General features: G+C 44.7%; 13 protein-coding genes. 11 read left to right on the plus strand and 2 right to left on the minus strand.

The window, feature by feature from the left end; translation table 11 throughout:
* Positions 1–3: 3 nt before the first annotated feature.
* From BC8716_RS10875 to abnB, 6 genes are all read left to right on the plus strand, one after another.
* On the plus strand, positions 4–882 hold the full coding sequence (locus tag BC8716_RS10875; protein ID WP_094425596.1) for a carbohydrate ABC transporter permease: 879 nt from the start codon (positions 4–6) through the stop codon (positions 880–882).
* Between the two features lie 45 nt (positions 883–927).
* Positions 928–1,773: a carbohydrate ABC transporter permease gene (locus BC8716_RS10880; RefSeq protein WP_094425598.1), complete on the plus strand. Its 846-nt coding sequence runs from the start codon at positions 928–930 to the stop codon at positions 1,771–1,773.
* A 71-nt stretch (positions 1,774–1,844) separates the two neighbouring features.
* Entirely contained in the window at positions 1,845–2,270 is a 426-nt protein-coding gene (locus tag BC8716_RS10885; RefSeq protein WP_094425600.1) for a DUF4064 domain-containing protein, read from the plus strand.
* Between the two features lie 150 nt (positions 2,271–2,420).
* A complete protein-coding gene (locus BC8716_RS10890) occupies positions 2,421–3,917 on the plus strand; it encodes an alpha-N-arabinofuranosidase (protein ID WP_094425602.1) in 1,497 nt (498 codons plus the stop codon).
* Positions 3,918–4,000: 83 nt separating this feature from the next.
* Positions 4,001–4,261, plus strand: a complete 261-nt coding sequence (locus BC8716_RS10895) for a hypothetical protein (protein WP_257392257.1) — start codon at positions 4,001–4,003, stop codon at positions 4,259–4,261.
* A 95-nt stretch (positions 4,262–4,356) separates the two neighbouring features.
* Positions 4,357–5,844, plus strand: a complete 1,488-nt coding sequence (abnB, locus tag BC8716_RS10900) for an arabinan endo-1,5-alpha-L-arabinosidase AbnB (protein ID WP_094425606.1) — start codon at positions 4,357–4,359, stop codon at positions 5,842–5,844.
* Positions 5,845–5,934: 90 nt separating this feature from the next.
* Here abnB and BC8716_RS10905 read toward each other — a convergent pair whose 3' ends face one another.
* Positions 5,935–8,595: a cation-transporting P-type ATPase gene (locus tag BC8716_RS10905; protein WP_094425608.1), complete on the minus strand. Its 2,661-nt coding sequence runs from the start codon at positions 8,593–8,595 to the stop codon at positions 5,935–5,937.
* Positions 8,596–8,769: 174 nt separating this feature from the next.
* On the opposite strand from BC8716_RS10905, the gene BC8716_RS10910 reads away from it, so the two are divergent.
* The 4 genes from BC8716_RS10910 (at position 8,770) to BC8716_RS10925 (ending at position 12,226) form a co-directional block, all read left to right on the plus strand.
* Positions 8,770–9,555 (plus strand): GNAT family N-acetyltransferase, encoded by a 786-nt coding sequence (locus BC8716_RS10910; RefSeq protein WP_094425610.1) that lies wholly within the window; start codon positions 8,770–8,772, stop codon positions 9,553–9,555.
* A gap of 321 nt (positions 9,556–9,876) precedes the next feature.
* Complete coding sequence (locus tag BC8716_RS10915) at positions 9,877–10,680, plus strand: ABC transporter permease (RefSeq protein ID WP_094425612.1); 804 nt, start codon at positions 9,877–9,879, stop codon at positions 10,678–10,680.
* A gap of 15 nt (positions 10,681–10,695) precedes the next feature.
* A complete protein-coding gene (gene tagH / locus BC8716_RS10920; protein WP_094425614.1) occupies positions 10,696–11,778 on the plus strand; it encodes a teichoic acids export ABC transporter ATP-binding subunit TagH in 1,083 nt (360 codons plus the stop codon).
* Positions 11,779–11,902: 124 nt separating this feature from the next.
* A complete protein-coding gene (locus tag BC8716_RS10925) occupies positions 11,903–12,226 on the plus strand; it encodes a MazG nucleotide pyrophosphohydrolase domain-containing protein (protein ID WP_094425616.1) in 324 nt (107 codons plus the stop codon).
* Between the two features lie 49 nt (positions 12,227–12,275).
* Here the strand turns inward: BC8716_RS10925 and BC8716_RS10930 are convergent, their stop codons facing one another.
* Positions 12,276–12,560 (minus strand): hypothetical protein, encoded by a 285-nt coding sequence (locus BC8716_RS10930; protein ID WP_094425618.1) that lies wholly within the window; start codon positions 12,558–12,560, stop codon positions 12,276–12,278.
* 152 nt (positions 12,561–12,712) lie between these two features.
* Between BC8716_RS10930 and BC8716_RS10935 the strand changes: the two genes are divergently transcribed.
* Positions 12,713–13,780: a M20/M25/M40 family metallo-hydrolase gene (locus tag BC8716_RS10935; protein WP_094425620.1), complete on the plus strand. Its 1,068-nt coding sequence runs from the start codon at positions 12,713–12,715 to the stop codon at positions 13,778–13,780.
* Positions 13,781–14,334 lie beyond the last annotated feature (554 nt).

Genomic DNA, 14,334 nt, shown 5'->3' on the forward strand with positions numbered 1-14,334 from the left:
ACGATGAAGCTCAACGGCCGTTTAACGCCAACTTTTTTTATTGGCCCGCATTTAATCTTCTTTCTCGTTTTCTTTCTTTTGCCGTCGATAACAGGTATTTATGCTTCTTTTACACAATGGAATTTAATCAACGATCCTGTATGGGTAGGAGGAAGCAACTATAGAACGATTCTGTTTGATACAAATTCAACCTTTCATCACCAATTTATCAATGGATTAAAAAACACGCTGCTGTTTGTTGCCTTAAGTGTCCCGCTGCTCATCGTAATCCCTTTGTTAATCGCTGTCTCTTTAGAACATAAAAAAGTGAAAATGAAAAATCTCATCCAGGCAATTATTTATGTCCCGGGGCTGATCTCGATTTCGGCAGCGGCGCTAATATGGGGGCTTATTTTCAATAACCAGCTAGGCGTAGCAAACAATCTATTTGGTGTTGATGTCGCATGGGCAGCGACACAACCTTACGCTTGGATCATCATTATTATCATTACATTGTGGGGAGGGGTTGGCGGCAATTTAATCATTTACCGGGCTTCCATTCATGGTGTGTCCAGAGACTTGTTTGAAGCGGCGGAAATGGACGGAGCAGGGCCAATCCGAAAATTCTTTAGTGTGACCATTCCTTCTATTCGTTTTCCTTTAATCTATACATTTGTGATGACGACCGCTGGCTGTTTTAATGTCTTTGGTCAGCCACTCATGATGACTAGCGGCGGGCCAAACCAAAGCACGACGGTGTTAATGATGTATATCCGTGATTTGGCGTTCAGCCATGGGGAGTCCATTGCCGGAATGGCGTCAGCAATGGCTGTTTTGCTAGGTTTAGTGATTTTAATCATTTCCGCTTTTCAGTATTACTTATTGAATAGAAACGCATCATAGGAGCGTTAAAGGCAGGAAAGGGTCGGAAGCGAAAGGAAGGGGATTATGGCAAATCGGATTGATCTATCAAAATATGTAGCGTATCTATTTCTACTCATTGCTTGCTTTTTATGGGTGGTCCCGTTAATTTTTGGCGTATCCACTTCGTTTCGGTCGCAAACGGAAGTCGTAAATGTAGGGTTTCGGCTGTTGCCTGTCAATTGGGTCGTCGAGAACTATATGGGCGTCCTAAACAACACGTCAACTGCCCCCATTTTAAAATGGCTATGGAATTCCGTTTTTATTGCGACTTCACATGCATTGCTCGTTGTGGCAATGGTCGCGATTACAGCCTATGGCTATACACGCTTAACATTTAAAGGAAGAGACACGCTGTTTTTTGTCTTACTAGCGATTTCGCTTTTTCCTGGCGTTGTCAACTTGATTCCTTCTTACAAAATTATTGATACTTTAGGGTGGGTAAACACACCTTGGGCTATGATTTTCCCAGGGTTAGCAGGAATGGGCAACTTATTTTTAGTAAGGCAGTTCATGCTAGGCATTCCGAAAGAATTAGATGAGTGTGCGAAGATCGATGGGGCGAATGATTTTCGAATTTTCTATTCAATTATATTGCCGCTAGTCCGTCCTGTTTTGATTGTTGTTTTTTTATTCTCCTTCACAGGTTCTTGGAATGACTTCCTCTGGCCAGTAATTGTTTATACGGATGTCAATAAAATGCCAATAACGGCTGGCCTGTTATTGCTGCAGGACATTTATGGAAATTACCGGATGATTGGGCAACTAATGGCATCGGCATTGATCGCCATCATTCCGACTGTATTATTGTTTCTGTTCGCCCAAAAACACTTCGTCAAATCGATTAATTTAAATGCTGGGTTAAAAGGTTAACACGGTATGTGGGGCCATAGGCCTAGTGAGAAAGGAGAATCGCCAATAAAACACGAAGGGAGAGTGTAGCGGTGCGCCGGTCTTTCGAGCGAAGGTGTTTAATTGTCGGCGGAGTTTGGAATATAACGACAGCGCTTTTAACGATTTTTGGCTATTCGGCTTGGTTTAAACAGTCAGGAACGAAAAGGTTAGAGAATGAAACTGCAGAAACGATGCTTGTAACATCCCAACTAATTAGCGACGTGATCAATGTTGTTTTGCTATTTGGCTTATTCGTGTTAGTTGGAGGGGTCATCAGCTTGGTTATTGCCACAAAAATTAAAGATAATGAAATCCAAAATGGCATTTTAATATGGACCGGTCTTTGGGCCGCGCTTCTCTTTTTGGCAATGGACATTATCGGGTTTGCCGTCTTTTTCATGGCTTTTATGATGTATGTATCAAAAAACAAAGCGATTAAAATCGCTGCTAAGACGAGAGGGAACATCGGCCTTTGACAGCAGTACCGGTGCTCCTGTAGCTCTAAACACGTAAATGGAGGTGTCAATGTAGAAAGTAGATGTAAGGATTATTGAAAACGGTACCACTGTTGACGCTGTTTGTAATTGCAGCGATTCACCCATTATTCTAAAGTGAGGCTGATAAACATGGAACGAGAAGTAAAAGTGTATACAGATTTACAACGAGGAACAATCAGCAAGCATATTTATGGCCACTTTTCAGAGCATTTAGGCCGTTGTATTTACGAAGGCCTCTGGGTTGGAGAAGACTCCACTATCCCAAATACAGACGGAATTCGCAATGATGTGCTCAAAGCTTTGCAAGAGCTAAATATTCCGGTTTTGCGGTGGCCTGGGGGATGCTTTGCCGATGAATACCATTGGAAGGACGGCATCGGCCCAAGGGAAAGCCGCAAACGGATGGTCAACACCCACTGGGGCGGTGTCATTGAAAACAATCATTTTGGCACCCATGAATTTTTAAGGTTGTGTGAATTGCTCGGAGCTGAACCTTATATTTGTGGAAATGTTGGCAGCGGCACTGTCCAAGAAATGCAAGAATGGGTTGAATACATGACATTTGACGGCGAATCGCCAATGGCAAATTGGCGCGCAGAGAATGGCAAAAAGGAGCCGTGGCGTTTAACGTACTTTGGCGTCGGAAACGAAAACTGGGGCTGTGGCGGTCATATGAGAGCCGAATATTACGCTGACCTTTATCGTCGTTATCAAACGTATGTTAGGAATTACGGCAACAACAAGCTTTATAAAATTGCCGGTGGAGCCAATGTTGACGATTACCACTGGACGGAAGTGTTAATGCGGGAAGCGAGCCAGTTAATGGACGGGTTAAGCTTGCATTACTATACGGTGCCAGGTGATAACTGGAATGAAAAAGGCGCAGCCTTAGATAAGCATGAGTCGCAATGGTTTAAAACATTGAAAAAAGCCTTTCGTATGGATGATTTGCTGAAGAGGCACTCAGCAATCATGGATCAATACGATCCAGCGAAACGCGTAGGCTTAATCGTAGATGAATGGGGAACGTGGTTTGACGTGGAACCAGGGACGAATCCAGGCTTTTTATACCAGCAAAACACGATTCGTGACGCGTTGGTGGCGGGCGTCCATTTCCATATCTTCCACGAGCATAACGACCGCGTCCACATGGCGAATATCGCGCAAATGGTCAATGTGCTCCAAGCGATGATTTTAACCGAAGGAGAGCGAATGGTGCGCACGCCAACTTACCATGTGTTTAATATGTATAAAGTCCATCAAGATGCGACGAGGCTAGAAGTCAAAGCAGATGCCGGCTTGTATCGCTTCGATGATCAAGAGCTGCCAGCAATGACGGCTACCGCTTCAAAAGATAGCAACGGAGCCATTCATATTAGTATTTGCCATCTTGATCCAAACCATGCTGCATCACTAGCGCTCAAACTTGAAGGAATAGAGAGGCCATTGTCTGCTGCTAACGTTTCTGGTGAACTGCTAACAGCAAATGAGTTAAATGCGCATAACACATTTGAACAACCGAATAAAGTCGAACCTGTGGCGTATCAGCCGACTTCTATCAGTGGACAGGAATTGAAGTTAGATGTTCCCCCTTCTTCCGTTTTGCGAGTAACAATCAGGCCGTAGATCCCTATAAATCAGGGGTTTCAATAAAGGGAGCCCCTGATTTGAAAAAAGGCTATGAACATACATGAAAGGGGGAGCCAATTGTGAATGAACCGCCTTGTAAAGGCTGTATGGCAAGTGTGCGGTTAACGGCAAGTGAATTGGAGCGGCTTATTGAAGAATATGGCGAGCAGGAAAACGAGCCTCTGGCCACAACAGCGGAGTATTTCCGGCGCCTCACCCAATGCGGCCAATGTTCAGCGTTAGTGTACGAAACAACGTGCCGACATAGCGGGATGTTGATCCAGTACGCTGCCAGCTTTCAAAACAAAGGTTGTCCCCACCCAGACGGCGGGAAATGGTGATTTTTCACGTTCCATTTGAAACTTAGTGATGGTAGATGTGAAGTCAGAAACGAGACGGTGCCGACCAATTTTTTTGAGGAGGACTGCAAGTGAGAATGGGAAAACAGCGGTTGTTCAGTAGTTTGCTGGCGTTTATGTTCATCTTGGCGATTGCCACTCCTGCACAAGCAGGTGACATCCAGCAAAACAAGGCGTTTCACAAACAAGGACTAAAAAGCGGTGCACCGACGTTTACGGAAGCGTCTGTCCATGACCCTTCCGTCATTAAAGCAGACGGGATGTATTATGTGTTTGGTTCTCATTTGGCTTCAGCGAAAACAAGTGATTTACTGAACTGGCAGCAAGTCTCCACTCATGTCCACAATGGCAATCCGTTAATCCCAAATGTTTATGAGGAACTAGCAGAAGCTTTTGAATGGGCAAATAGCGATACGCTCTGGGCAGCCGATGTGATCCAGCTTGAAGATGGCCGTTATTATATGTATTACAATGCGTGCCAAGGGGACGCCCCAAGGTCTGCACTAGGTGTTGCCGTGGCCGATGACATTGAAGGGCCTTATAAAAATTTGGGCGTGTTTTTGAAGTCAGGAATGTGGGGAGAAGAAAGCCCAGACGGAACAATTTATGATGCTAATGTTCACCCAAATGCGATAGACCCCCACACGTTTTTCGATCATGAAGGGAAGCTTTGGATGGTCTATGGCTCTTACTCAGGGGGAATTTTTATTTTGGAAATGGACCCGAACACGGGATTTCCGCTGCCTGGGCAAGGGTACGGCACTCACTTAACAGGCGGGAACCATAGCCGGATTGAGGCCCCTTACATCCATTATGACCACACAACTGGCTATTATTATTTGTATTTGACTTTTGGCGGGCTTGATGCGACGGGCGGTTATAATATGCGTGTAGCACGAGCAAAACAGCCGACGGGGCCTTATGTCGATGCAGAAGGGCGTTTTATGAGCGGCGCGAAAGGGGCGCCAGGCACATTTTTTGATGACGCTTCGATTGAACCATTCGGCGTCAAACAAATGGGCAATTTTTTGTTTAAACGTGAGCCAGGTGAAACTGGTTCAAGTTTAGGAACAGGCTACGTTTCCCCTGGACACAATTCTGTTTACTACGATGAAGAAAAAGAAAAGATCTTTCTCTTTTTCCATACACGTTTCCCTGAACGGGGAGAACTACACGAAATTCGTGTACACCAAATGGTTATGAATGAGAAAGGTTGGCCGGTCATAGCTCCTTACCGTTATACAGGGGAATCGTTGGCTAAAGTAGAAGACGAAGACGTAGTCGGTGACTACAAGTTCATTAACCATGGCAAGGAGATCACGGCTGACATCAAGGAGTCCACAATGATCCGTTTAGAGGCAAACAAGCAACTTTCAGGTGCTGTGACAGGAACGTGGGAAAAAACAGGCGATTACAATGTAGAGTTGCAAATCAATGGCGCCACCTATAACGGCGTTTTCATCCACCAATGGAATCCAGTGTCCAATAGGGAAACGCTAACCTTTACGGCCTTATCTGATGAAGGTATCGCGATTTGGGGCAGTCAAATCGAAAGAGATCGTTGATGCTGCTTGCATGAATTGTTACTAGCACGCATCGAGCTGTACGACACCTAAGTGCTCGAAAAACCTGTTGCTGTCGCTTAAATCTGGAACTTACCTAGATTTAAGCGACAGCGTTTTTGTTATCCGCTTTTCGATTTCTACGACAGTGAACACAAACAAACCCATTAAAATCGGAATCGCCCACTGCCCGACGGTTAGTGGTGTTGTTTGGAAGACCGTATTCATAAACGGAATGTACGTTAAGGCAAGCTGCAATAAAAGCAAGAGAAAGGCGACACCAAATGCAACTTTGTTTTGAAAGAAGCTGCGGTTAAAGGCAAAGTCCAATTCGCTGCGGCAGTTGAACATGTAAAAAAGTTGCGCCATGACAAACATTTGCAAAATAATCGTTTGTAGCGTGCTGCCTTCGTAGCCTCTCGTTTGCATAAAATGATTCATCCAAAGCGTGCCAATGCCAATCATAGCCGAAACGGCTGTAATCCGGAAAAGATAATAGGGGGAAAGCAACTTTGCTTTTGGATCTCGAGGCGGGCGTTGCATAGCGCCTGGTTCCAATTGTTCAAAAGCAAGGCCAAGGGAAACGGTAATAGCGACAACCATATTGACCCAAAGGATTTGCACAGGGGTAAGCGGCATCGACATGCCGAGAAAAATACTTGCGACAATTAAAATCCCCCCTGCTCCATTCGTCGGCAAAATGAAGAGAATCGTTTTTTTGACATTGTCGTAGACGCGGCGTCCTTCTTCAACAGCATGGACAATCGTTTGGAAATTGTCGTCGGCAAGGACCATCTTTGCTGCATCCTTTGTCACTTCTGTGCCTTTGATGCCCATCGCTACCCCAATATCAGCCCGCTTTAAGGCGGCCGCATCATTGACACCGTCTCCTGTCATTGCGCAAATATGCCCTTGCTTTTGCAGCGACTTGACAAGCCGTAATTTATTCTCCGGGCTTGTCCGTGCAAATATATGGGTACTCGTTGCCGCTTCGTCTAGCTCTTCATCGCTCATTTGATCCAACTCTTTGCCTGTAAGGGCTTTTGCCTCGTTGCCGATGCCAAGCTGTTTGCCGATTGCTTTGGCCGTGTCTCCATGGTCACCTGTGATCATTTTGACTTGGATGCCTGCCTTTTTACATGCCTGGACGGCAGCTATTGCTTCTTCTCTAGGCGGATCGACAATACCGGCCAAACCTAAAAACGTCACTCCTTTAGCTAAATCATGATGGCCGATGGAGTCTGCCTGAGCAGGCATTTCTTTGTACCCTGCAGCAAGTACGCGCTCGCCAGAGTTGGCACGAGCAGACATTTGTTGTTCCCAATGAGCCCGGTCGAACGGGACGTCGCTGTTTTGTTCGGCCATGGCGAAAATTTGATCCGGAGCGCCTTTTACAAAGAGGACACGCTCGCCGTTTGTTTCCGCTAATACGGCCATATATTTGTACTCAGAATCAAAGGGGATTTTCGAAATTACCGTATAACGGGGCAAGTCTAATGTTGTTTTTCGTACAAGTGTTAAAAAACACCCGTCTGTTGGGTCGCCGTCAATCGTCCAATGACCGTCGTCGCCTTGACGCAAACTGGCATCGTTGCATGTTTGTACGCAAGCAAGAAAGCGCTCTAGCACAGTGCTCGCTTCATTGCCTGTTTCAGCGTTAGGGGCAATCTCGCCCTCAGGGGCATAGCCCGTTCCTGTAACTGTGTAACTGGCTGCTGTCGTTTCTACGGTTGTTACCGTCATTTCATTTTTTGTTAACGTTCCCGTCTTATCAGAACAGATGACAGACACAGAGCCGAGCGTTTCAACAGAAGGAAGGCTGCGTATAATCGCGTTTCGTCTAGCCATCCGTTTGACACCGACAGCAAGAATGATCGATAAAATGGCAGGCAACCCTTCTGGAATCGCGGCGACTGCCAAGGCAATGACCGATAAAAGCAATTCCCCCGCAGGAAAGCCCCGGAATAGGTAGCCAAATAAAAACATCACGATGGCGACGCCAACGACAAAAAAAGCAATCGTTTTTCCAAACGCGGCAATTTGGCGCAAGAGCGGGGTCTGTGTGTATTCAACAGCGGCAATCGCTTCATTGATTTTACCGAGCTCTGTTGCCGACCCAGTTGCTGTAACAATACCGACGGCGCTTCCCGCAGCGACAGACGTGCCTGAGAATACCATATTGGTGCGGTCGTTTAATACAGTATCCGTATCAAGAACATCCGTTTGTTTATCAACAGCCGTCGATTCGCCTGTTAGTGCCGATTCCTCGACGCGAAGGTTGTGTGCTTCTATTAAACGAATATCGGCTGGCACTTTATCGCCAGCACTTAAGACAACGACGTCACCAACAACGACTTCCGCCGCTTCAATTTCAAGGCGCTCGCCATTGCGGCGGACAATCGCACTTAAGCTAAGCATCGCTTTAATGCCAGATAGCGCTTTTTCCGCCTGGCTCTCTTGAATATAGCCAATAAAAGCATTAATGATCGTAACAAGGAGGATGACGCTTGTATCGATGTAATGGCCGAGCAAAGCAGTAATAAGGGCGGCAGCAAGAAGAACATAAATTAACACATCGTTAAAATGGCGAATAAACTTTTTCAGTTCTGAGTCTTTTTTTCTCTCTGGCAACTCATTCCGTCCATATTCACGCAAGCGCCGATTTGCTTCTTTTGTTTCTAAACCAGTCGTTTGATTTGTATGTAACACACTTTCTACATTGTCAATTGTCGTCGCATGCCATTGATTCTCCATTCGCTTCACCTCCCTTGTATTATGTGACGGCTTTCTTTTTTCATGCATGAACAGGGCAAGACAAGAACGCGTTTGGCAATGAGTTTGATCCGACTTATAGTCTATTGGACTTTTTCTTATCGAATAAACGATTTTTCCTTATAATAGACAAAACCGTATGGGGGAGGAAAAGCGATGATTCGATTGTTAACGCAAGACGATAAAGCACAGTGTTTAGCATTTTTAAGACAGCAAAAGGCCGAAAACTTATTTATCATTGGCGATATAGAGGCGTTTGGCTTTGAAACCGATTTCCAGCGTCTGTGGGGGGAAGTTGATGAAACAGGCAAGCTAAACGCGGTTTTGCTAAAATACTATGAATCGTACATTCCTTATGGGAAAGAGCCGTTTGCGGCAGAAGCTTTCGCAAACATTATGATCAATGACCACTCGTTCACACGGATGTCTGGGTTGAAATCTGTTTGTGAAAAAGTAGCAACCTATTTGCCTGCGTATAAACAAAAACGGCAAATGTATTATGCGAAGTGCACACGTGTCGACTACGAAGTGGATGTTCCAGTCAAACTCGCACAGGCGACGCCTGACGATGCAGCGGCATTGCTAACATTTATAAAACAAATTCCTGAGTTTGCCGACTCGTTGCCTACCTCTGTAGAAACAAAGCGTCAACATTTACAAACTGGTTTTGCAAGAGCGATTTATGTGAAAGATGAAGGGAAGATTGTCTCTAGCGCATCAACGACTGCGGAAAATTCCGCTTCAGCCATGGTTGTTGGCGTGGCAACATTAGAGACGCACAAGCAGAAAGGCTTTGCGAGTGCTTGTGTTGCCAGGCTTTGCAGCGACTTGATCGCTGAAGGCAAGGAGCCGTGCTTGTTCTATGACAATCCGTCTGCAGGTGCTATCTATAAGCGAATTGGCTTTTCTGACATTGGCTTGTGGATGATGTATGCTTATTAAATACAATGCCAATGCCTAAAGCAATTAGGCTGCTAGAAAAACTTGTCAACGAGACGAACAATGGAGAATGTAGCGTTCAATCCATTCGAAACAGTGCTATGCCAAAAGCACTGTTTTTTATAATTGTTTAAACTAGGCGCTTGTTTTCCGCAATTTTGTCGGATTTCAATAATGGCGCTCGAGATTTGTAGATGGTATCATATAGGGATGTGAAGACTATAAATATAGCGCACTGACAAACAGGCCAGAACATTGTTTTTAAGCTTGGCTGAAGCGTTTTTGCTAAAAGTGCAGCTAATTTACCATCAAGGAGTACAAGCTATGAAGGCTGTTTTTCAATTGCTGAAAGAGCAATACGACAACAAACATCTTATTTTCCGCCTCGCTGCATTTGAGCAGAGGAGCAAGTTCCAGCTTCATTACTTAGGTGCGCTCTGGCAACTGTTTAGCCCACTCATGCAAGTCGTTGTCTTTTTCGTGATCTTTGGTTTAGGGATTCGCCAAGGGAAAGATGTAGGGGACACGCCGTTTTTTGTTTGGCTTTTGTGCGGTTTAATCCCATGGTTTTTTATTAGTCCTACTGTACTGCAAGCATCAAATAGCATACACAAAAAAATCAATATGGTGTCAAAAATGAAGTTTCCTGTCAGCGTGCTGCCGTCAATTGTTATTGTCGGTAATTCGATCAGCTTTTTTGTCATGCTTGGCGTTCTTGGCATTGTGTTGGCGATTTACTCGGTTTTTTCGGGTGCTTATTTGTTGCAGCTGCCTTATTACTTATTGTGCTTATACGCGTTCCTATACGTATTTACATTGTTTAGTGCTACGATAGCGACAGTCATCCGTGATTACTATAACTTTTTACAAGCAGGCATGCGGATGCTGTTTTTCTTGTCGCCAATTGTCTGGGTGCCGGCGTCGATGCCAGAAAAGCTGTTGGCGATTTTGCAGATGAACCCATTTTATTACATTATGACTGGGTTCCGGGATACCTTTATCGGCGGGCGCTGGTTTTATGAAGATTTGACATATATGGCCTTTTTCTGGTCTGGAATTTTGTTAATTGGCTTCATCGGTTCCCATGTGTTCCATAAATTTAAAAACAGCTTTGTCGATTATTTATAAAGGGGGCAGGCAAATATGAACCCGAAAATGACATTAACGGGCGTATCGAAGAAATATACGCTCTATCGGAATAACACCGAGAAGTTAAAGGCGATGTTCTTTCCGAAAACTCGTGAGCAGCACCGTGACTTCTATGCCCTCAAAGATATAAACCTTGAAGTCTATGAAGGCGAAACAATCGGCGTCATCGGCATAAATGGGTCAGGAAAATCGACGATATCCAACATTTTAGCTAGCGTCATCCCGCCAACGGAAGGCGAAATGACGGTGAATGGCGAAACATCATTGATCGCCATTAATGTCGGCTTAAACAAAAATTTGAACGGTTACGAAAACATTGAGCAAAAATGTTTAATGCATGGTTTCAGCAAAAAAGAGATTGAAGAGCTGATGCCAGCAATCGAAGAATTTGCCGACATTGGCGATTTTATTGACCAGCCTGTTAAAAATTATTCATCAGGGATGAAATCCCGTTTAGGGTTTGCTATTTCTGCCCATACAAACCCCGACATATTAATTGTCGATGAAGCATTGTCAGTTGGCGACAAAACGTTTTACCAAAAATGCAAAGACAAAATTGATGAGTTTAAAGCGCAAAATAAAACGATCGTGTTTATTAGCCACAATATAAAAGAGATCAAAAATCTTTCGGACCGGGTGTTATGGCTTCATAATGGCGAAGTCAGGGAGTTCGGCGACAAAAACGAAGTCATTAAACAGTATGAAGACTATATTAACTGGTTTAATAAGCTCTCCAAAGAAGAAAAAGAAGCACACAAGCAAGAACTGAAAGAAATGCGCTCCCTTGCCCCATCATTAGACCAGGAGCAAGAAAACGAAAAAGCAGGTTCTGACGGCGATGGAACACAACCAATCGTACAGCCAAAGAGGGACAAACAAGCAGTTAAGAACGCTGTTTGGTTTTTTAGCCAGCTTGTCGTGTTCGCAGTCATCTTTTTAACTGCCGCTTATTTTCTTGTGGTGCCCCAACTGAAGGATGGTTCAGTCAGTGAGGAGTTGGAAAAAGAAGCGGTTGGCGCTGAAGTGCAAGCAGGGACCAGCATGGGCGATATAGACGATTCCGATGTAAGTCTATGATCTTGTGCTCACACACTCCATCCTTTTACTAGAACGAAGTTGTCAATAATGGCACGACTACAGCCTGGACACTATATTTAGTGTTATAATGTGAAATGTAATCTAAATACGGGGTGGTAGTGACGTGAATAGCAACGATTTTCAAAACTGGGTAGCGAACTATTATGAGAAACGAGGCTGGGCTGATTTAGGCATCTTTATTCGCATGGGGTTTTTATCGGAAGAGACAGGAGAGCTTGCCCGTGCGATCCGGGCGCTGGAAATTGGCCGTGACAGGCCAGATGAAACAGTTGCGACCATAGAAGAGAACCGCCGCCAGCTTGCCGAGGAATTAGGGGATGTGCTTGGCAATATTAGCATGATTGCCAGCCATTACGACCTTACTTTGGAAGATGTATTTGCGGCTCACCAAAAAAAGCTAAGCAGACGCTACGCACAAAGTTTGTGACAAAAAAAAGGAGGAGCCCCTCCTTTTTTTCGTACAGATAACGTCCTTGTTAGCGGTCCACTGCAGCTTCAATGAGCAATATAATCGCGGTTATGACATGGAAGAGCCAGCCCAAAAGCGGGATCCAGCCAACTACCGATGCCACTATGCCAAAGATATGCCCTGCTTTGCCACGGCTTGAGGCAACGGCCAAAAGAAGGCCAACAATATGAAAAACAAGCATGAACCATAAAGGCGAGTAACCTGACATTAAGATAAACAGCCCACCAAAAAAGGGGATGGCCAGAAGGCCTTCAAATACCCCGCCAAGACCTTTCATTACACGGCTTACCATACGTTCACCTCATCACGTAATTGTTCCACTGGTAGTATAGCACGTTATTCAACAAACGACTCACTAGACGTACGATTCGCCTATTCGCTTTTGACGTTCGCATTTAGTAAAATGAAAAAAGATCGTTATTTATTAGGAAGGAAGAGGCTTTCATGGAATCTTCAGCACAACAATTTTTACACCAATTGCTGTCCACGCCCTCCCCGTCAGGGCTAGAAGCAGAAATCCAACAGAAATGGCTTGCCTACGTTGCTCCATTTGCTGATACGTGTTATACGGATGAAGCTGGAAATGCAATTGCCGCACTGAACACTGGGGCGCCATTTAATGTCCTGCTGGCAGGCCATTGCGATGAAATTGGTTTTTTAGTCAAAGCGATTGATGAGAATGGTTTTGTATACGTTGAAAAACTAGGGGGAATTAGCCATAAACCAGCACTTGGCATGGAAGTGACTATACTTGGCAGCAATGGCAATGTCAATGGCGTGTTTGGCACCAATGCAGAACACCATGGCGGCGCGGGCGACAACTTTTCATTCGATGACCTTTTCATTGATTGCGGGGCTACTTCGGCTGAAGAAATAAAAGCCTATGTGCAAATTGGCGATTATGCTGTTTATAGCCATGGGGCAATCGATTTGCTTGGCGACCGATTAAGCGCAAGGGGCTTGGATAACCGGAGCGGTGCCTTTATGGTTGCCGAAATATTACGGCGCCTCCAACAAAAACGCCCTCAGGTTGGCGTGTATGCTGTCAGCACAGTTAACGAGGAAACCAATTTGGGCGGTGCTTACTTCGCCGCAGCAGGGATTAAGCCTAATATCGCCATCGCCCTTGACGTCACTTTTGCGACGGACTATCCAACAGTGAATGCCAAAAAATACGGCGATGTGAAAGTTGGCGGCGGGCCAGTGTTGGCAAAAGGAGCACCCATTAATCGCAACATCAATGCCCTGCTTGAACGTACAGCCAAAGAGGTAGGCATTGATGTCCAATACGAGCTGACCCCTAGAAACACAGGTACCGATGCTGACCGCATGCGCTTAACAGGCAAGGGCGTGCCGATTGCGCTCGTATCATTGCCACTCCGCTATATGCACGCTCCCCGTGAAGTCGTTTCGAAACAAGATATGGAACAAGAAATTGAGTTGTTGGTTCAGTTTATCGCAAACTTAACAGGCAAAGAAGAGCTGCGTCCGGTCGTTTGGCCAGCAACCTAGCAAAAAAAGAGGCAGACGCCTCTTTTTTGTTTTTGCTAAAATGAATGGCGCTTTTTCTGTTTATGCCAGTAAACGTACATAGCAAGTGGCCACCATAAAATGAAAAATTAACAAAGCGTTTTATATTATATATGAGTTAAGACCATGAAAAGAAGCTCTCACGACCACTTTCCTGACTATGAATGATGAAACTAGGCTGTTGAGTGTTGGTATGATCAAGGTGATCCAATAATTTTGAACACTTTCCTTCTGAAAAGCCTTAAGATCATGAGAAAAAAGATGAGATCGTGAACTCTCGATTTTGACAAACGCTGCTAGAGAAGGATTACAAATAATATACTGAAAATTAACTGTTGACAAATTAATTATGATCCTTTATCGTTCGTATTATAATCTTTTTGAAGTAAAACCGATCCCGAGTGTAGCTTATGTAGAGAGTTTTTTAGCTGAGTTAGAATTAGAATAAAATAGTTGAGTCTGAGCTGAGCAGAGCAGAGCAATAGAGTTTATATTTATGATTATTTATGTATTTATACATAAATGTATTAAGGTGC

The organism is Shouchella clausii, assembly GCF_002250115.1.
Classification (GTDB): Bacteria; Bacillota; Bacilli; order Bacillales; family Bacillaceae_D; genus Shouchella; species Shouchella clausii.